The organism is Streptomyces sp. PH9007, assembly GCF_059813725.1.
In genome coordinates this window covers 22,223-40,514 of sequence record NZ_JBQRUY010000003.1, presented here as the reverse complement: position 1 = coordinate 40,514, position 18,292 = coordinate 22,223, and the positions used below count along the sequence as shown (strand labels likewise).

16 protein-coding genes are annotated in these 18,292 nt (G+C 72.5%); 5 read left to right on the top strand and 11 right to left on the bottom strand.

What is annotated here, in order from left to right; all coding sequences use genetic code 11:
* Positions 1 to 82: 82 nt before the first annotated feature.
* From ACTFAP_RS29940 to glnII, 5 genes are all read right to left on the bottom strand, one after another.
* Positions 83 to 2,092, bottom strand: coding sequence for a hypothetical protein (locus tag ACTFAP_RS29940; protein WP_500468389.1), 2,010 nt, complete (start codon positions 2,090 to 2,092; stop codon positions 83 to 85).
* Positions 2,093 to 2,265: 173 nt separating this feature from the next.
* Positions 2,266 to 2,913 (bottom strand): response regulator transcription factor, encoded by a 648-nt coding sequence (locus tag ACTFAP_RS29935; protein WP_390116955.1) that lies wholly within the window; start codon positions 2,911 to 2,913, stop codon positions 2,266 to 2,268.
* A gap of 83 nt (positions 2,914 to 2,996) precedes the next feature.
* Positions 2,997 to 4,067: a phosphatidylinositol-specific phospholipase C domain-containing protein gene (locus tag ACTFAP_RS29930; protein ID WP_500468388.1), complete on the bottom strand. Its 1,071-nt coding sequence runs from the start codon at positions 4,065 to 4,067 to the stop codon at positions 2,997 to 2,999.
* A 156-nt stretch (positions 4,068 to 4,223) separates the two neighbouring features.
* Positions 4,224 to 5,507, bottom strand: a complete 1,284-nt coding sequence (locus ACTFAP_RS29925; RefSeq protein WP_495683697.1) for a histidine kinase — start codon at positions 5,505 to 5,507, stop codon at positions 4,224 to 4,226.
* A gap of 210 nt (positions 5,508 to 5,717) precedes the next feature.
* Positions 5,718 to 6,737 (bottom strand): glutamine synthetase, encoded by a 1,020-nt coding sequence (gene glnII / locus ACTFAP_RS29920; protein ID WP_453856022.1) that lies wholly within the window; start codon positions 6,735 to 6,737, stop codon positions 5,718 to 5,720.
* A 211-nt stretch (positions 6,738 to 6,948) separates the two neighbouring features.
* Here glnII and ACTFAP_RS29915 point away from each other — a divergent pair, with 211 nt between their 5' ends.
* The gene (locus tag ACTFAP_RS29915; RefSeq protein WP_495684897.1) at positions 6,949 to 7,851 is read left to right on the top strand and encodes a Gfo/Idh/MocA family oxidoreductase; all 903 of its coding nucleotides are present in this window, start codon (positions 6,949 to 6,951) and stop codon (positions 7,849 to 7,851) included.
* A 145-nt stretch (positions 7,852 to 7,996) separates the two neighbouring features.
* A complete protein-coding gene (locus ACTFAP_RS29910; protein ID WP_500468387.1) occupies positions 7,997 to 8,830 on the top strand; it encodes a polysaccharide deacetylase family protein in 834 nt (277 codons plus the stop codon).
* Positions 8,831 to 8,848: 18 nt separating this feature from the next.
* On the opposite strand, the gene ACTFAP_RS29905 is transcribed toward ACTFAP_RS29910, so the two are convergent.
* Entirely contained in the window at positions 8,849 to 9,232 is a 384-nt protein-coding gene (locus ACTFAP_RS29905) for a DUF2795 domain-containing protein (protein WP_500468386.1), read from the bottom strand.
* A gap of 227 nt (positions 9,233 to 9,459) precedes the next feature.
* Between ACTFAP_RS29905 and ACTFAP_RS29900 the strand changes: the two genes are divergently transcribed.
* A complete protein-coding gene (locus ACTFAP_RS29900; protein WP_500468385.1) occupies positions 9,460 to 9,957 on the top strand; it encodes an SPW repeat protein in 498 nt (165 codons plus the stop codon).
* Positions 9,958 to 10,066: 109 nt separating this feature from the next.
* On the opposite strand, the gene glnA is transcribed toward ACTFAP_RS29900, so the two are convergent.
* The gene (glnA, locus tag ACTFAP_RS29895) at positions 10,067 to 11,482 is read right to left on the bottom strand and encodes a type I glutamate--ammonia ligase (protein ID WP_453856018.1); all 1,416 of its coding nucleotides are present in this window, start codon (positions 11,480 to 11,482) and stop codon (positions 10,067 to 10,069) included.
* Positions 11,483 to 11,796: 314 nt separating this feature from the next.
* On the opposite strand from glnA, the gene ACTFAP_RS29890 reads away from it, so the two are divergent.
* Entirely contained in the window at positions 11,797 to 12,201 is a 405-nt protein-coding gene (locus ACTFAP_RS29890) for an RDD family protein (RefSeq protein ID WP_390117032.1), read from the top strand.
* 154 nt (positions 12,202 to 12,355) lie between these two features.
* On the opposite strand, the gene ACTFAP_RS29885 is transcribed toward ACTFAP_RS29890, so the two are convergent.
* The 3 genes from ACTFAP_RS29885 to lipB form a co-directional block, all read right to left on the bottom strand.
* Entirely contained in the window at positions 12,356 to 13,066 is a 711-nt protein-coding gene (locus tag ACTFAP_RS29885; RefSeq protein ID WP_386538085.1) for a DUF4191 domain-containing protein, read from the bottom strand.
* A gap of 47 nt (positions 13,067 to 13,113) precedes the next feature.
* Entirely contained in the window at positions 13,114 to 14,058 is a 945-nt protein-coding gene (gene lipA, locus ACTFAP_RS29880) for a lipoyl synthase (protein ID WP_390116963.1), read from the bottom strand.
* 62 nt (positions 14,059 to 14,120) lie between these two features.
* Positions 14,121 to 14,906 carry a lipoyl(octanoyl) transferase LipB gene (gene lipB / locus ACTFAP_RS29875; protein ID WP_495683693.1) on the bottom strand — a complete coding sequence of 262 codons (786 nt, stop codon included), beginning with the start codon at positions 14,904 to 14,906 and terminating at the stop codon, positions 14,121 to 14,123.
* A 202-nt stretch (positions 14,907 to 15,108) separates the two neighbouring features.
* Here lipB and ACTFAP_RS29870 point away from each other — a divergent pair, with 202 nt between their 5' ends.
* Positions 15,109 to 16,722 carry an NsdA family TPR-like regulatory protein gene (locus ACTFAP_RS29870; protein ID WP_495683692.1) on the top strand — a complete coding sequence of 538 codons (1,614 nt, stop codon included), beginning with the start codon at positions 15,109 to 15,111 and terminating at the stop codon, positions 16,720 to 16,722.
* Positions 16,723 to 16,917: 195 nt separating this feature from the next.
* Here ACTFAP_RS29870 and ACTFAP_RS29865 read toward each other — a convergent pair whose 3' ends face one another.
* Positions 16,918 to 18,222 carry an FAD-dependent oxidoreductase gene (locus tag ACTFAP_RS29865; protein ID WP_500468384.1) on the bottom strand — a complete coding sequence of 435 codons (1,305 nt, stop codon included), beginning with the start codon at positions 18,220 to 18,222 and terminating at the stop codon, positions 16,918 to 16,920.
* Between the last annotated feature and the right edge of the window lie 70 nt (positions 18,223 to 18,292).

Below are 18,292 nucleotides of genomic sequence, written 5' to 3'. Positions count from 1 at the left end.
GGCGACCGCGTGACGCACGACCGCACGACCGTGTGAGCGCTGCCCGTACGGCCCTTCGCCGTACGGGCAGCGCCCTCCCGTCTCAGCCCAGCGAACTCAGCGTCTCGCCGTGCTCCAGCGTCGCCGTCAGCTCCGCGTCCGCCTCCTGCCCGGGCGCCGGCAGCGCCATCACCCGGCCGGTGACGTGCCCCTCGACCTCGCCCTCCGCCGCGATCGAGTGGACCTCGGGACTGCCCGCGGCCAGCAGGTACCAGGAGTCGGCCGGCGACTTCCACAGCACTCCGGCCAGCACCCGCGGCTCGAACTCCCCGCAGGCCGTGCCCTCCTCCTGCCGCGCCACGACGGCACCGGGCTCACCGTCGTTCGCGGACGGGATCTGGAACTGCGCCATGGTGCGGCTGCCCGAACCCCGCCAGGTCTCCGCCCGGGTGCACACCCACTGGGCCGTGCCCGCCCCGTCCGGCAGCTCCTGCTCGGCGAAGTTCCAGGTGTTCACCGAGCGCACCCCGGTCGCCGTGGCCCCGGACAGATGACAGGCGGTACGCGCCCACCGGGCGGCCGCCGTGCCGTCCGACAGCGCCCCGGCCCGCTCGCCCGGCGCACCGTACGTCAGCAGCGCCGGGGTCAGCTCCCCGAGGTCCGCCATCGCGTACGGCGCCGCCGTGCCCGCCGCCGTGAACTCCAGCACCGCGTACTCGGCGCACTGCTCCTGCGTGCCGCTTCCGGCCGGGGTGCGCACCGGGGCCGTCACCCCGTGCTCGTCGACCTCCGCGGGCACCCCGCTCCGGCCCGGGGTCAGCAGATCCGTCATCTCCAGCGACTCCACCCAGGGCGCCAGCAGATAGCGGGTGTTGCCGTCCGCCCGGTCCAGGACCACGGCGGAGGACGCGAGGGCGTCGGCCCCGTCCACCCGGGCGAAGTCCATCACCGCGCCGCCCTCGGTGGCGCCGGCCGCCTCCGCGTACCGCACCAGCCGCATCCCGTCGTACAGCAGCACCACCGTGGCCTGGCCGACCTCCCCGGCGAACAGCAACTGCGGCGGGCCCGGGGCCGGTCCGGTCTGGGTGCCGGGGGTCGCGGAGACGCCCACCGAATCGCCGGGGCGCGCCCACACGGCCAGCGCGCGGCGCAGCAGGTCCTGGTCGTTGACGGCCTCGCCGCGGGCGGGCCACACGGCGAAGTCCACCCGGGAGGAGCCCTCCCACACCTCCGCGGGCATCCGGCGCAGCGTCTTGGGGTCCAGGGCGGCCTGGGCCTGCGCGTTCTCCGCGTAGGGCGGGGCGGCGGCGCCGTCCGGGCCCCAGCCGCCGGGAACCAGCGCCAGGGTGCCGGCGGCCAGCGCGAGGGCGGCGGCACCGGCCAGGACGGTGCGCTGCCGGCGGCGGCGCCTGGCCAGATCGGTGGGGCGGGCGGTCAGTGCGCACGGATCGACGAGTTCACCGCCCTCGGGCAGGGTGTCGGCGCCGCGCAGTGCCGCGCGGATGCCGTCCTCGTCCACGCCGGAGGCGGCCAGCAGGGTGCGGATGGCGGGCGCGTTGAGCCCGTCGAGCCGGCGCAGCGCGTACGCCGCGCGGCCGGCTCCGGTCAGCCGCTTGAGGGCCTGTTCGAGGGAGAGTTCGGGGGCGTCGCCGGAGGCGAGCGGGAACAGCCGCAGCCCCGCCACCCGGGGCAGCCCGTACGGACCGGTGCGCAGTCGGGGCAGTTCGCGTCCGGCCAGCCGTACGGGGCGGGCGGCGGTCAGCGCGGCGCGCAGGACCCGCTGGCGCAGCTGGAGATAGCCGGGGTCGGCGGTCGGCCCGGCTCCGGCGCGCGGTACGGGGACGGCGCCGGGGTCACCGCCCGCCGTGGGCAGCACCGCCGGCGCGGCCGTCCTGCCGCGCGGCACGGCGCGCTGGACCAGGGCGTGCGCGGTGAGCACCCGGCGGTGCCGGCCGAGGTCGTCGGGCAGGGCGAGGTAGGCCAGCCTGACCAGTCGGGGGTAGTGCTCCACCAGCGCGGCGGCGGCCTGTTCGGGGCCGACGCCGGGCGCGGTCTCCTGGCGCCGGTGGCTGGTGGTCTTGACATCGGGGGAAGACAGATCGCTGGAGGACACATCCGGCTGAACGAGCGGAAGGGGCCGAGGACACGCGGGTGTTCAAGGGCGTCCGGACCGCGTCTGGTTTTCCTCCCGGGCGGTCCGTATTTCTCCTGAAAGCCGCGCTTTGTGTCCTCCGAGCGTCCGCCGACCGTCTGCTGACCGCCCGCCGGCCGTGCGTTGCGGACCGGTCAGCGCCGTTCGAGATACGCGAGCACGGCCAGCACCCGCCGGTTGTCGTCGTCGGAGACCGGGAGCCCTAGCTTGGCGAAGATGTTGGAGGTGTGCTTGGCGATGGCGCGCTCGGTCACCACCATCCGCTCGGCGATGGCGGCGTTGGAACGGCCCTGCGCCATCAGCTCGATGACCTCCAGCTCGCGCGGGGTCAGCCGTTCCAGCGGGGAGTCCTGGGTGCGCTGCGCGAGCAGCTGCTGGATGACCTGCGGATCCATGGCCGTACCGCCGTCGGCGACCCGGCGCACCGCGTCGATGAACTGGTCGGCGTCGAAGACCCGGTCCTTGAGCAGGTAGCCGACCCCGCCGTGGCCGTCCGCCAGCAGCTCGCGGGCGTACAGCTGCTCCACGTGCTGGGAGAGCACCAGCACCGGCATGCCGGGGCGGTCGCGGCGCGCCTGGAGCGCGCACTGCAGCCCCTCGTCCGTGAAGGACGGGGGCAGCCGGACGTCCACGACGGCCACGTCCGGCCGCAGTTCGGCGAGCGCCCGGGTGAGGGCGGGGCCGTTGTCGACGGCCGCCGCGATCTCGAAGTCATGTGCCTGGAGGAGCCGGGTGAGGCCGTCCCTGAGAAGGAACAGATCTTCGGCGAGAACGACGCGCACCCGGTACCTACCTGCTTCCGCTTGTGTCCGTCGGTTCCGTCCGCCCGCCCGGAGTGGATCAGCCTACCGCCGGTTGCGGTGGCTCAGCCGCGCGGCAGCACGGTCCCCAGGACGGTGGGCAGGGTGTGCCAGTCGGAGCTGACGACGCTGGCGTGGGTGCCGGCCAGCTGCCGTACCCGCTCCAGCGCCTCGCTCTCCGCCGGCTCGGTGGGGCTGATGGCGGGCGGTACGGCGTGCGCGTCCGTCATCACCAGCAGGTAGTTGTTGCGGGCGTACCAGCCGGTGTCGATGGTGCCGCCCGCGTACGTGGGGGCGTTGCCGTCGAAGACGACGAACCACGGGCGCAGCGTGGCGTCCGTGTACCGGCCGGTGCGCGGGTCGCCGGCCTCGGCGTGGTGCACGGCGGGGAAGGCGACGGCCCGCTCCAGCTGTCCGGCGGCGGCCAGGTCGCGCAGGTGGCGGCTGTACTCGACATCGGTCCACAGGGTGTCGAAGGGGTTGCCCTCCTCGACGGTGCCGGGGATCAGGTGGAAGAGGAACTTGCCGGCCAGTTCGTCGCGGGTGGGCCAGCCGTCGGCGCGCACCGCGTCGTCCAGGGTGGCGTGTCCGGCGGCCAGTTCGCCCGGCCGGTAGACGGCGTCGCCGAGGATGCCGTTCACCAGCGCGTCGAACTGGGCGGGGCCGCGCCCGAGGTTGGCGGCGAAGCCGTCCTTCATCTCTATCTTGATGAGGATGGGCCGGTGTCCGGGGTTGCCGTCGTGCCAGGCCCGCAGATCGGCGAGGCAGCCGGCCAGGCCCTGGTTGCGGGCCTTGGTGCGCAGCTCGGCGGGGGAGGAGGCGTTCTCGCAATTGTTGTCGTTGCCCAGCGGGTTGCTGTGCGAGACCCGCCAGCTGCCGCCGAAGAAGTTGGTCCAGACGTCGAGTTCGAGCATGCCGGCGCCGGAGTCCAGGCCGTCGGCGAGGTACGGGAAGGTGCTCTTCTCGTACGCGTTGTGGACGCCGACCATGGTGCCCGCGTCGAAGGCCAGGGCGCCGTCGGCCGACGTGCCGGCGTCCGTCGCGCCGGCCGCCCGGGCGGCGCCGTGGGGGAGGGTGAGGGCCAGTGCCGTCGCGCTGATGAGCAGGAGGTTACGGAGGTTCCTGATGCGTCGCATACGTCGCCGCGCTCTCTTGTGGGGGAGCAAGTCCACGCCAGCGTAAGCGAGTTGGTCTACACCTGGATGAGGTGGGGGTGAACGCGGGACCTCGCCGCCCGCCCCCGGGACGGCTGCCCGGGGCGGACTCCCGGTGCGGGGCGGACGGGCGCGGGGTCAGCGGGCCACCGGCGGCTCGCAGGGCACCTCGATCGTCACCAGCGTCGGCCCACCGGCCGGACTGGACAGCGCGAGCACCCCGTCGAACGGACCCAGCCGGCGCTCGATGCCGCGCAGCCCCGTCCCCCCGTCCAGGGAGGCGCCGCCGCGTCCGTTGTCCGTCACCGCGATCTTGAGGGTGGACTCGCCCTCGCCGTAGTAGATGTCCAGCCAGATCCGGTCGGCGCCCGAATGCTTGGCGGCGTTGGTGAGCACCTCGCTGACCGCGAAGTACGCGGCGGTCTCCACCGGTTCCGGCAGCCGCCCGGGCAGCTCGACATCGACCTCCACCGGGATCCGCATCCGCAGCGCCAGCGCCTTGACGGCGTCCCCCAGGCCGCGCTCGGCGAGCACCGGCGGATGAATGCCGCGCACCAGGTCGCGCAGCTCGGTCAGCGCCTCGGCGGAGGAGGCGCGGGCCTGTGCCAGCAACTCCTTGGCCTGGGCCGGGTCCTTCTCCATGAGTGCCTCGGCCGCGCCCAGGCTCATGCCCATCGCGACCAGCCGGGCCTGGGCACCGTCGTGCAGATCGCGCTCGATGCGGCGCAGTTCGGCGGCGGAGCTGTCCACCGCGTCGTGCCGGGTCTCGGTGAGCCGCGCCACCCGCTGGGCGAGCTGCTGCTTGTGGCTGGCGCCGATGAAGACGCGGCACAGCAGGAAGTGGGTGCGCAGCAGCAGCGGGTTGCAGCGCATCCCCAGCAGGAAGAAGCCGATGCCGGCGAGGGCGCCGAGGACGGCCGTGAACCAGGAGCTGATGGGCACGAACGCCAGCCAGATGGTGCCGGACGCCTCGTGAAGGGGCTGCCAGACGCCGGCCAGCAGCACCAGCCCCCACACCCCGTACAGCAGCAGGGAGGGCGCGAGGATCAGGACGGCGAAGCCGAGGGTGGCGTCCACCAGCAGCCACAGCAGGTCGCGCCAGGTGGCCGGGTCGCGCAGCAGATGCGTGGTCTCCTCCACCTGGGCGGCGAGCCCGTCGCGCCGGGCGGCCGGCAGCGGGCGGTAGGCGGCGTGGACGGTGACCCCGGACCAGTCGTGGGCGAGCAGCCGGCGCTGATTGGCGTGCGCGCGGGTGAGACGGACGACCAGGGGAGTGGTGAGAAAACCGAGGCCGAGCCCGAGGAAGGCCAGCGACAGCACGGTGACGATGAACAGCAGCAGCGAGCCGATGATCGAGGCCAGCGACAGCAGCAGTGCCCTGGCCGACGCCAGCAGGGCGTCGCGCGCCCGTTCGGTGCTCATGGTGTCCGTGTCCTCCGCCGCGTGGTGCTGTGGGTGCGTGTGTACGGAGGACAGTCTTCCGGAGAGCGCCGGGCCCGATCACTGGGCCCGCGACCCGAAGCCGTGGTGTACCCAGGTACACCACGGCTTCGGGTCATCGGATCCGCGTCGGGTCACCCGGTCCGTGTCCGAGCTGCCAGCCACGGACCGGGGACGTTTCCGGGGCCGGGATCAGACCTGGCCGGCCTCGGCGAGCGCCGCGCCGCAGGTGTCGGTGATCAGCCGGGTGACGACGTACGGGTCGACGTTGGCGTTGGGGCGGCGGTCCTCGATGTAGCCCTTCTTGTCCCGCTCGACCTGCCACGGGATGCGGACCGAGGCACCGCGGTCGGAGACGCCGTAGCTGTACTGGTCCCACGGTGCGGTCTCGTGCGCGCCGGTGAGCCGGTCCTCGACGCCCACGCCGTAGTTCTTGACGTGCTCCAGCGGCTTGCCGTCCTTGCCCAGGGACTCGCACGCGGTGATGATCGCGTCGTAGCCCTCGCGCATGGCCTTGGTGGAGAAGTTGGTGTGCGCGCCGGCGCCGTTCCAGTCGCCCTTGACGGGCTTGGGGTCCAGGGTGGCGGCCACGCCGAAGTCCTCGGCGGTGCGGTAGAGCAGCCAGCGGGCCACCCACAGCTGGTCGGCGACCTCCAGCGGGGAGAGCGGGCCGACCTGGAACTCCCACTGGCCCGGCATGACCTCGGCGTTGATGCCGGAGATGCCCAGGCCCGCCTTGAGGCAGTTCTCCAGGTGCGCCTCGACGATGTCACGGCCGTGGATCTCGTCCACGCCGACGCCGCAGTAGTAGCCGCCCTGCGGGGCGGGGAAGCCGCCCTCGGGGAAGCCGAGCGGGCGGGAGCCCTCGAAGAAGGTGTACTCCTGCTCGATGCCGAAGATCGGCTCCTGCGCGGCGTACTGCTCGGCCACCGGGCGCAGCAGGGCACGGGTGTTGGACTCGTGCGGGGTGTCGTCGGTGTTGAAGACCTCGCACAGCACCAGGATGTCGTCCCCGCCGCGGATCGGGTCCGGGTAGGAGGCGACCGGCTTCAGGACGCGGTCCGAGGCGTGGCCCTCGGCCTGGTTGGTGCTGGAGCCGTCGAAGCCCCAGACCGGGGGCTCGGCGCCGTCGGCGAGGATCTTCGTCTTCGAACGCAGCTTCGCCGTCGGCGAGGTGCCGTCGATCCAGATGTACTCGGCCTTGTAGCTCACGGTCGTGCTCCTTGAGGAGTTCATCGCAAATGTCGCAATGGCGTGTGGGGGTGTGCGGGGTGGTCCATACGCTGTCGCCACCCTCGCTACCTGCGGTTTCTGACCAGTTGCCCGGTTGTTAACGACCTGTGAACGGGGTTTGGGCCGACGGACGGCGTGCCGGTGAGGCGGAACGGCCCTTACCCTGTGTGTCATGTCACTTCCTCTGCGCATGCGCTTCGGACTGTTCGGCACCGGCCCCTGGGCCCAGTTGACCCAGGGGCCCGCCCTGGCCGGGCACCCCGGCGTGGACTTGGTGGGCGTGTGGGGCCGCCGTCCGGAGGCGGCGCGGGAGTTGGCCGGTCGGCTGGACACCCGGGCCTACGAGGACGCCGACGCGCTGATCGCCGACTGCGACGCGGTGGCGATCGCGCTGCCGCCGGACGTCCAGGCCCCGCTGGCGGTACGGGCCGCGGCGGCCGGCCGTCATCTGCTGCTGGACAAGCCGCTGGCCACGACCGTGCCGGTGGCCCGGGAGGTGGCCGAGGCGGCCGAGGCCGCCGGGGTGGCGTCGGTGGTCTTCTTCACGCTGCACTTCACCCCCGAGTCGGCGGCCTGGCTGGTGGAGCAGCAGGAGACCGACGGCTGGGTGAACGGCCGCGCCGAGTGGTTCTCCGGCATCTTCGACGAGGCCGGCAGCGACAGCCCGTACGCCGCCTCCCCGTGGCGGCGGGAGAAGGGCGGACTGTGGGACATCGGCCCGCACGCGCTGTCGGTGCTGCTGCCGCCGCTGGGCGATGTCACCGGGCTGGACGCGATCACCGCCGCCCGGGGCCCGGGCGACATGGTGCACATGGCGCTGCGCCATGTGAGCGGCGCCTCCAGCACCCTCACGGTGAGCCTGTCGGTGCCTCCGCAGGCGTCGTCGATGTCGGCGGTGCTGCGCGGCAGGCCGGGCATCGTGACGCTGCCTGACCGGGGCGAGGCCCGGCACGTGGAGGCGTTCGGCGCGGCGATCGACGCGCTGGAGCGGGCGGCGCGGACGGGTGAGGCGCACCCGTGCGACGTACGGTTCGCGCTGCGGGTGACGGAGATCCTGGCGACGGCCGAGGGACAACTGGGCGACGCCGGCTGATCCCTGACCGATCCCCGGCCGCTCCGGCCTCCCGTGCCGGGGCGGGCCCGGGCGCCGGTGCTCCGAACGGACGCGGGCGGTGGTGAGCCCTTCCAAGGCATGAGATCCGTTAATCATGTCATCGGAAGTGTCAGAGAAGTCCGCAGTGCCCCGCCGTGTCCTGCTCGGCGCCACCGCCTGCCTCAGCATCCTCGGCCTCGACCGCCTGCTGACCGCGTGCTCCTCCTCCGGCGCCGGCACGGGCACGGCCGGTGCGGCCCCCGGCCCCGCCGCCCCGGCCGCACCGGCGGCCCCCGCCGCGGACTCCTACCGCCTGCGCCCCTTCACCTCCGGCGGCGCCACCCACGCCACGCCACCCCGGCAGCCCCTGCCGGTGCGCGCCGAGGCCGCCCTGACCCTCGCCACCCCCGGCAAGAAGATCGCCCTCACCCTGGACGACGGCCCGCACCCCACGTACACGCCCCAGGTGCTCAAGCTGCTGCGCAAGTACAAGGTCCCCGGCACCTTCTTCGTCATCGGCGAGAACGCCCACTCCCACCCCGACCTGGTGCGCGCCATCGCCGACGAGGGCCATGTGGTGGCCAATCACTCCTGGAGCCATCCGCAGCTGGACACCCTCTCGCAGAAGCGGGTGCGCCGCGAGCTGGGCGACACCTGCGACATCATCCAGGACATCCTCGGCGCCCCGCCCGACCTCGCCCGCGCCCCGTACGGCGCCTGGGACAAGGCGTCCCTCACCGTCTGCGCCGAACTCGGCATGGAACCCCTGGGCTGGTCCGTCGACACCAACGACTGGGCCAGGCCCGGCACCTCCAGCATCTCCACCTCGGTCCTGGAGGGCGCCCACTCCGGGGCGATCGTCCTCACCCACGACGGGGGCGGCGACCGTTCCCAGACGGTCACCGCCCTCGGCCAGGTCCTTCCCAAGCTCCTGGACCGCGGCTACGAACTGGTCCTGCCCACCGCGCCCCCCGTCTAGGAACGCGGCGCCCGCCGTCTAGGACCGCGGCGCCCGCCCCAGCGCCGCCACCAGCTCCTGCACATTCGCGTAGCTGCTGCGCCGCGGCAGCGACCGCACCTGATCGATCAGCTCGTCCGGCGCCCGCTCCTCCAGCAGGGTGCGCAGAACCTCCGAGCGCTTCGCCGGGAACCCGGCCCGCCGCAGATGCCGCGCCAGCTCGAAACGGAACGCCTCGTCGCGCACCTCCCGGTCGTCCCCCGCGCCGGGCGGCGGCGACGCGCCGTCCGCGCCCTCCACCGGCTCCGGATCCCGCCAGGCATCGGCCCGGGTGGGCCGGTCCGCCCGCAGGACCCCTTCCACCTCGTGCTTCAGCTGATCGTCCTGATGCGCGCTCAGTCGATTGCTGCCCCGTTCCTGCATGTCAGGTCCCTCCTTCAGTGCCGGGCCCGGCGGGTACCCGGGGTTTGAGAGAGAAATCAGCGGTAACGCGGTGCGGAGCCGCGATCCCAGACCCGTACTCCGGGACAGAAGAAAATATCTGCCTCGAAATGCGCCAAATGGGGTAATGGGTACACAATGGGAGCAAGGTCTGTAAATGAGACTGAGACAGCGCGGTCGCACGAATCCCACAGAAGGAGGCGAGTCGCATGGCCGACGTCTCACACCACAGGGGTACGGACGTCTCCCATCGCAGGGACACCCACATGGCGGACCACCCCGACGCACGTGAGATGCGGGAGCGCTACTCCCGTGTGACGGGCGGCGCGACAGTGCCGCTGCTGGACGCACCGGTCTTCCTGGCCGGCCTGTATCTGGCGATATCCGCCTGGCTGGTGCCGACGTTCATCGCCGCCCAGCCGCGCCTGGGCATCCACAACCTGATCCTCGGAATCGCGGTGGCGGTGCTGGCTCTGGGCTTCGCCCTGGTGCCGGAGCGGATGCACGGCATGGGCCTGGCCCTGTGCGTCATCGGAGCGTGGTCGATCGTTGCGATCTGGACGGTGGGCAGTGGCGCCAGCGGCGGCATCATCCTCAGCCAGATCATCGTCGGCGGTGTCATCTTCCTCCTGGGACTGGCAGCCACCGGCGCGGCACTGGCGATGCGCCGCAAGCGCCACACCCACAGCGAGAGGATGACGACCTGACAGGGAGTCGCACATAGACACAACAGAACAACGCCGAAAAGCCCGGCGGGCAGCCCCATCAGGGACTGCCCGCCGGTGCGTTCCGCGCCTGCGCGCGGTGCCGATCCGCTTACACGTCGAAGTACAGCTCGAACTCGTGCGGGTGCGGGCGCTGGGCCATCGGCGCGATTTCCTTCTCGCGCTTGAAGTCCACCCAGGTCTCGATCAGGTCGGAGGTGAAGACGCCACCCGCCAGCAGGTAGTCGTTGTCCTCCTCCAGGGCCTCCAGCACGGCCGGCAGGGAGGTCGGGACCTGGGCCAGCTCCGCGTGCTCCTCGGGGGCCAGCTCGTACAGGTCCTTGTCGACCGGCTCCGGCGGCTCGATCTTGTTCTTGACGCCGTCCAGGCCCGCCAGCAGCAGGGCGGAGAAGGCCAGGTACGGGTTGGAGGACGGGTCCGGGGCGCGGAACTCCACGCGCTTGGCCTTCGGGTTGGAGCCCGTGATCGGGATGCGCATCGCGGCCGAGCGGTTGCGCTGCGAGTACACCATGTTGACGGGGGCCTCGAAGCCCGGCACCAGACGGTGGTACGAGTTCAGCGTCGGGTTGGTGAACGCCAGCAGCGACGGGGCGTGCTTGAGGATGCCGCCGATGTAGTAGCGGGCCATGTCGGACAGGCCCGCGTACCCCTGCTCGTCGTAGAAGAGCGGGGAGCCGCCCGTCCACAGCGACTGGTGGACGTGCATGCCGGAGCCGTTGTCACCGAAGATCGGCTTGGGCATGAAGGTCGCGGTCTTGCCGTTGCGCCAGGCGACGTTCTTGACGATGTACTTGAACAGCATCAGGTCGTCGGCGGCGGCCAGCAGGGTGTTGTACTTGTAGTTGATCTCCGCCTGGCCGGCGGTGCCCACCTCGTGGTGCTGGCGCTCGACCTCGAGACCGGCGTTGATCAGCTCCAGGGTGATCTCCGCGCGCAGGTCGGCGAAGTGGTCGACCGGCGGGGCGGGGAAGTAGCCGCCCTTGTAGCGGACCTTGTAGCCGCGGTTGCCGCCCTCCTCGATGGCGCCGGTGTTCCAGGCGCCCGCCTCGGAGTCGATGTAGTAGTAGCCGGCGTTCGACTTGGTCTCGAAGCGCACGTCGTCGAAGACGTAGAACTCCGCCTCGGGCCCGAAGTACGCGGTGTCGGCGATGCCGGAGGAAGCCAGGTAGGCCTCGGCCTTCTTCGCCACGTTGCGCGGGTCGCGGCTGTACGCCTCGCCCGTGATCGGGTCCTGGATGAAGAAGTTGATGTTGACCGTCTTGTCCTTGCGGAACGGGTCGAGACGCGCGGTGGAGAGGTCAGGGACGAGCGCCATGTCGGACTCGTGGATGGCCTGGAAGCCGCGGATCGACGAGCCGTCGAACATCAGCTGCTCATCCGGGTCGAAAGCCTGGACCGGGAGCGTGACGTGCTGCATGATGCCCGGCAGATCGCAGAAGCGGACGTCGATGAATTTGACGTCGTTATCCGCAATGTACTTCTTGATCTCGTCGGCGTTCTGGAACATCCGATCGTCCTCCTTGCCCACCCTGCGGGCGGGGAATGCGCAGCTCGGGTGCGGGCCCGGGGCACGGACCTGCCGGGGCCGACCCTAAGAACCGGCCATTTCTCGGGCATGACCCTCGTGTTTCGCCGATGTTAACCAGCCAACCGGAGCAACCTCCGGCGACTGGCCGGAGGGCGCCCGCGGCGGGAGCCGCCCGGAAGCCGCCGGGCGGGCCGCGCTACCGTGGACGGGTGGACAAAGAGGCGGACAAAGAGCTCGACAATCGACAGGTCATCGGATCCTGGCTCTCCGGCCCCCGGGCCACCGCCGAGAGCATGGGGGTCGACTTCGGCTACCGGGGCGAGCGCTTCGGCCTCCCCGAGCACGGGCCGGGCTCCATCGCCTCCCTCGGCCGGAGGGTGGCGGCCATCTGTGTCGACTGGGCGCTGTGCGCCCTGATCGCATACGGTCTGCTCGCCGACGGCCCGAGCTCCCTGGGCAACTGGACCCTGCTGGTCTTCACCGTCACCGGCATCCTCACCGTCGGCACCCTGGGCTCCACCCCGGGCAAGCGGCTGCTGGGCCTGCGCGTCGTCCACCTCAGCGGGGAACGGCTGAGCTTCCCGCGCGCCGCCGCCCGTACGGTCCTGCTCGCGCTCGCCATCCCGGCCCTGATCTGGGACCGCGACAGCCGCGGCCTGCACGACCGGCTCACCGAGGCCGTACAGCTCCGCGTCTGAGCCCACCGGGCGCCGACGCCGGCGGGCGACCGCGGTGCCGGGCTACGGGACGGCAGCGCGGCACCGGAGGACGACACAGCAGAAGGGCCCGGCGGTCGATTCCGCCGGGCCCTTCCCCGTGACGTGTCCACCCCGTCATCCGTGACGGGTTCGCTCAGCGCCCCCTGCGCTGCTGCGGGCCGCCCTTCGGCAGCTTCATGCCCTTGGGCATCGGGCCCTTCGGCAGCGGCATGTTGCTCATCAGGTCGCCCATCGCGCGCAGCCGGTCGTTCACCTCGGTGACCCGGTGGCCCGGCAGCACCCGCGGGAACTTCATGACCTTGCTCCGCAGCTTCTTCAGCGGCACCTGGTCCTCACCGGTGCCGACGAGCACGTCGTGCACCGGCACCTCCGAGACCACCCGGTTCATCCGGCGCTTCTCGGCGGCCATGAGCGTCTTCACCCGGTTCGGGTTGCCCTCGCCGACCAGCACCACGCCGCACTTGCCGACCGCCCGGTGCACCACGTCCTGGTTGCGGTTGATCGCCACCGCCGGGGTGAACACGAAGCCGCGCCGCAGGTTCTCCAGCACGGCGGCGGCCGCTCCCGGCTGCCCCTCCATCTGGCTGAAAGCCGCCCGTTCAGCCCGCCGCCCGAAGACGATGGCCGTGGTCAGCAAAGCGACCAGGAAGCCCAGGATGCCCAGATAGATCGGGTGACCGATCAGAAAGCCGATGCCAAGGATCACACCGAAGGTGCCCAGGCCGACTGCAGAGATGACCAGGCCGATCCACCGATCGACCCGCTTGGTCATCTTGTACGTCAGAGCGATCTGCTTGAGCCGCCCTGGGTTCTCGGAATCTTGTTCCTTGTCCTTCCGCGCCATGACGGCAAGTTTACGGCCGTCCCGCCGACACCGGCGCCCAGGGCGGCTCAGGCCGCCGGGGACCCCGCCTCGCGCCGCTCCAGCGCCTGCCGGTACAGCCGCCCCGCCCGGTACGACGAACGCACCAGCGGGCCGGACATGACCCCCGCGTAGCCGATCTCCTCGGCCTCCTGCTGGAGCTCCACGAACTCCGCCGGCTTCACCCAGCGCTCCACGGGGTGGTGCCGCGGCGTGGGCCGCAGGTACTGGGTGATCGTGACCAGCTCGGTGCCCGCGTCGTGCATCTGGCGCAGCGCGTCGCTGATCTCCTCGCGGGTCTCGCCCAGGCCCAGGATCAGGTTGGACTTGGTGACCAGACCCGCCTCGCGCGCCCGCGTGATCACTTCCAGTGACCGCTCGTAACGGAAACCGGGCCGGATCCGCTTGAAGATCCTCGGCACCGTCTCGACGTTGTGCGCCAGCACCTCGGGCCGCGAGGAGAACACCTCGGCCAGCTGCTCGGGCACCGCGTTGAAGTCCGGGATCAGCAGCTCCACCCCGGTACCGGGGAGCAGCGCGTGGATCTGCCGCACCGTCTCCGCGTACAGCCAGGCCCCGCCGTCCTCCAGGTCGTCACGGGCGACCCCGGTGATGGTGGCGTACTTCAGCTCCATCTGCCGGACGGACTCGGCCACCCGGCGCGGCTCGTCCCGGTCGAACTCGGCCGGCTTGCCGGTGTCGATCTGGCAGAAGTCGCAGCGCCGGGTGCACTGCTCCCCGCCGATCAGGAAGGTCGCCTCACGGTCCTCCCAGCATTCGAAGATGTTGGGACAGCCCGCCTCCTGGCAGACCGTGTGCAGCCCCTCCCGCTTCACCAGACCCAGCAGGTCCTTGTACTCAGGACCCATCGTGGCCTTGGTCTTGATCCACTCGGGCTTGCGTTCGATCGGGGTCTGGCTGTTCCGGACCTCAAGGCGCAGCATCTTACGACCGTCGGGCGCGACAGCGGACACGTCCGCCTCCCTACCACTTTTGATTCATCGGCGTATCTCAGCGTACGCCTGTGCTTATGAGGTCAGACCGCGCGGGGGAGGGGGACCGCGTCCTCCAGAACCGCCCGCAGATGCTTCTCCACCACGGGCAGCACCTCCGCCACCGGCACCCGCCGCCCCAGCTCCTGGGAGAGCGACGTCACACCAGCGTCCCGGATGCCGCACGGCACGATCCGGTCGTACGAGGTGTTGTCCGGGTCGCAGTTCAGCGAGAAGCCGTGCATCGTGACGCCCTTGGCCACCCGGATGCCGATCGCGCACAGCTTGCGGTCCTCGCCGCGCTGCCCCGCGTTCGACGGCGCGTACTGGGGGCCGGCCAGCCGGGGATCGAACTCCTCGTCGTTCAGCCGCGGATCGAAGTCCAGCCTGAGCCCCCCGGTCACGGACGCCGGCGCGGGCACCGACTCCCCCAGGACCCACACCCCGCTGCGGCCCTCCACCCGCGTGGTCTCCAGGCCGAACTCCGCACAGGTACGGATCACCGCCTCCTCCAGCCGCCGCACGTGCGCGATCACGTCCACCGGGCGCGGCAGCTTCAGGATCGGATACCCCACCAGCTGCCCCGGGCCGTGCCAGGTGATCTTCCCGCCCCGGTCGATGTCGATGACCGGCGTGCCGTCCAGCGGCCGTTCACTGTCCTCGGTACGCCGCCCCGCCGTGTACACCGACTGGTGCTCCAGCAGCAGACAGGTGTCGGGAACCTCGTCGGCGAAGCGCGCGGTGTGCACCCGCCGCTGCTCCTGCCAGGCCGCGTGATACTCGACGGCTTCGTCCCCGAAGCCCAGATGGACAAAGCGCAGCTCACTCACTGCCGCTCACTCTCCCGGTGCAGAACCACGACGCGCGCAGCGTCCCGAACCACTGTACGGCCGTGCTCCGACAGGTAAGCGTGTGCCCCGGTCCTCACACATATGGATGAATCCTCCGCAGACGGGCCGATCACGTGGGGAGAGACCGTTACATTCACGCCGTTCCAGCCGCACAGCCGTAAGGCAGGAGACCGCATCGCCGATGTCCACGGAACGACCCGGAGGGACCCCCTCCGTACCCCCACCCGCGCACGCCCCACGGGCCGTCGCGCCCGGCAGCACGCCGCCGCCGGCCCCGCCTCCCTCCGGGCAGCGCACCCCCAACCGGCAACTGGCCGCCCTGATCGCCGAAGCCGGCTTCTCGCACGCCGGTCTCGCCCGCCGGGTCGACCAGCTCGGCCTCGAACACGGGCTTGATCTGCGGTACGACAAGACGTCCGTCACCCGCTGGCTGCGCGGCCAGCGACCGCGCGGCACCACGCCCGCGCTGATCGCCGAGGTCTTCACCCGCCGCCTCGGCCGCCGGCTCTCCGCCCAGGACCTCGGTCTGGAGGCCTGCGCGCCGGTGTACGCGGGGCTGGAGTTCGCCGCGACCCCGGCCGAGGCCGTCGACATCGTCGCGGGCCTGTGGCGCAAGGACTCCGGCAGCTACGCCGAGCTGCGCAAGATCGCCTTCACCCCGGCGGGGCTCGTGGTGCCCAGCCGCGACTGGCTCATCGGGCGCCCGGACGACCGGGTGGCGCGCGGCGACCCGCCGGACCCGGTGGGCGGCATCACCGGACTGCCCAGCCTGGCCGGGCTCACCGCGCACCCCCGGGTGCCCGAACAGACCCGGCACCGCTCCGCCACCGCCGTCGCGGCGAACCGTGCCGGGGCCGGGGGCGGCGCCGACCGCGTCGAACGCGGCCCCGGGCAGCGCGTCACCGGCGGCGACATCGCGGCCCTGCGGTCGGTCGCCGAGCTGTTCCGCGCGCTCGACAACGCCTACGGCGGCGGCCACGCCCGGCAGGCACTGGTGCGGTACCTGGAACACGAGCTGGAACCGATGCTGCGCGGCACCTACGGGGAGCAGACCGGCCGCCGGCTGTTCTCCGCCGCCGCCGACCTGACCCGGCTGGCCGGCTGGACGGCGTACGACATCGCCGCCCACGGCCTCGCCCAGCGGTACTTCGTCCAGGCGCTGCGGCTGGCCCAGGCCGCCGGGGACCGCTCGTACGGCAGCTATGTCCTGGTGTCGATGAGCCGGCAGGCCGTCTACCTGGGGCACGGGCGGGAGGCGGTGCAACTGGCGCGGGTCGCCCAGCAGGGCATGGCCAGCTCCGTGGCGCCGGCCGTCCAGGCGCTGCTGCACGCGGTCGAGGCGCGCGGACACGGACTGCTGGGGGAGGTGCGCGCCTGCTCGGCGGCGCTCGCCAGGGCGGAGCGCGCCCTGGAAGCGGCCAGGCCGGGGGAGGAGGTGCCCACCTGGGCGCGGTTCTTCGACGAGGCGCAGCTGGCGGACGAGTTCGCGCACAGTCACCGCGACCTCCAGCAGTACCGGACCTCGGCGCGCTACGCGGAACGGTCCCTGCAACTGCGGGCCAACGGCTACGCGCGCAGCCGGCTGTTCTGCCGGGTGGTGCTGGCCACGGCGAAACTGGGCCTGGGCGACGTGGACCACGCGTGCGCCCTGGCGGTGGAGGCGGCCCAGCAGGCGAGCGACATGCGCTCGGCGCGGGCCCACGAGTACCTCCAGGACTTCGAACGGCGCCTGGACCCGTACCGCGACTCCCTGGCGGTGCGGGGCTACCGGGAGAAGGTGGCCGCCCTGACCTGAGGCGGACGGTGCGGGCGGCCCGGTCCGGGGGCGCGCGGGCACAACGGGCGCGCGCCGGGTGGTTCCGACCCCTGCACGGGGCCGGAACCACCCGGCGCGACCCGGAACACCGGCGTGCGTGCGGGGGCGACGGTGGCGGATCCGTCCCGGCCCGCCGCGCCCTGCGTCCCCGGTGTTCGGGCCGCGTCCCCGGTGTCAGGCCGCGGCGCTGGTGTTCGGCTCGCTCAGCACCGGACGCCCGAAGTCCTCCAGCAGGGCGGTGACCGCCGTCCGCGCCGTGTCCAGATCGTCCGCCCCGCGGTGGTCGCCGCAGATGTACAGGCCGTCCAGCAGCCGGGTGCGGCGCGGTCCCGCGTACGGGGGCGGGTTCAGCGGTACGGCCTGCGGATCGTGGTGCGCGGCCAGCAGCCGCCACTCATGGGCCGGGGCCCCGTACAGCGCCGTCAGCTGGGGGCGGGCCGCCTTGTCCAGGATCTCGGCCGGTTCGCCCGCCGCGTGCCCCAGCACCACCGAGGTGACCAGCGCCGCGCCCTCCGGGGCCCTGGAGGGGTCGGCCGCCGAGGCGACCAGCGAGTAGCTGAGGGGCCCGCGCCCCGGCACCGCGTCGACGAGCAGCGCCGGGCCGGTCTGCGGCCCAGGGCCCGGGACGGCGTGGTGCAGCACCGTCACCGGCCGGAACCGCGGCACCCGCAGTCCCGGCAGCAGCCGCGCGGCCTCCCGCGCACCGGTGGCCAGGACGACGGCCCGGCAGCGTACGGTCCCGTGCCGTTCCGTCTCCACCCGGGAGGTGGACACGGCGGTGACGCGCACCCCGGTGCGGACGGCCTCCTCCGGCAGCCCGTCCGCCAGGCCGCGCGCGAGGGCGCCGGAGCCGCCGGCCGCCAGTGCCAGGCCCTCGCGGGCGAAGGACCGCAGCGTGAGGTCGCTCAGCCGGCTGGAGGTGGCGAGCTGCGGATCGTGGAGCAGAGCCGAGAGCAGCGGACGCAGAAAGCTTTCTGCAATCCGCGCCGGTATGCCCCGCGCGGCCAGCGCGTCCGCCGCCGGCAGCTCCGGCCGAGCCGCCAGCCGCTCGTCGGAAAGCTGCCCGAGCCGGGCGAGGTTGGCCCGCAGCCACGAATGGTCGAACGCCGTGATGAGCGAACGGCTCTCCGGCGCGCGGCCGTCGTCGGCGGCCATGTCCGCCGCCGTCGTGGTGGCGCCGCCGCCCTGCGCCTCACCCACCCGGTGCACATCACCCCGCGCCCCGTGCAGCAGTGCGCCCCCCGTCAGCCGGCACACCGCCTCCTCCGGCAGTCCCGGGGCCGTCAGCCGGCTGCCCCGGTCGAGGAGGAAGCCGTCCCGGCCGGCGGTGGCCATCCGGCCCCCGACCCGGTCGGCCGCCTCCAGGACCGTCACCGTCAGCCCGGCGTCCCGCACTCTGCGGGCGGCGGCGAGACCCGCCGTACCTGCCCCGATGACGACGACGTCGGAATCCACTGCTTGCGTTCGGCTGCTCAGCACGGGCCCTCCCATGAGGCGGTCGGCGCTTGCCGGACGGGCCATGGGTGGGCCCGCCCGCAGGGGCTGATGC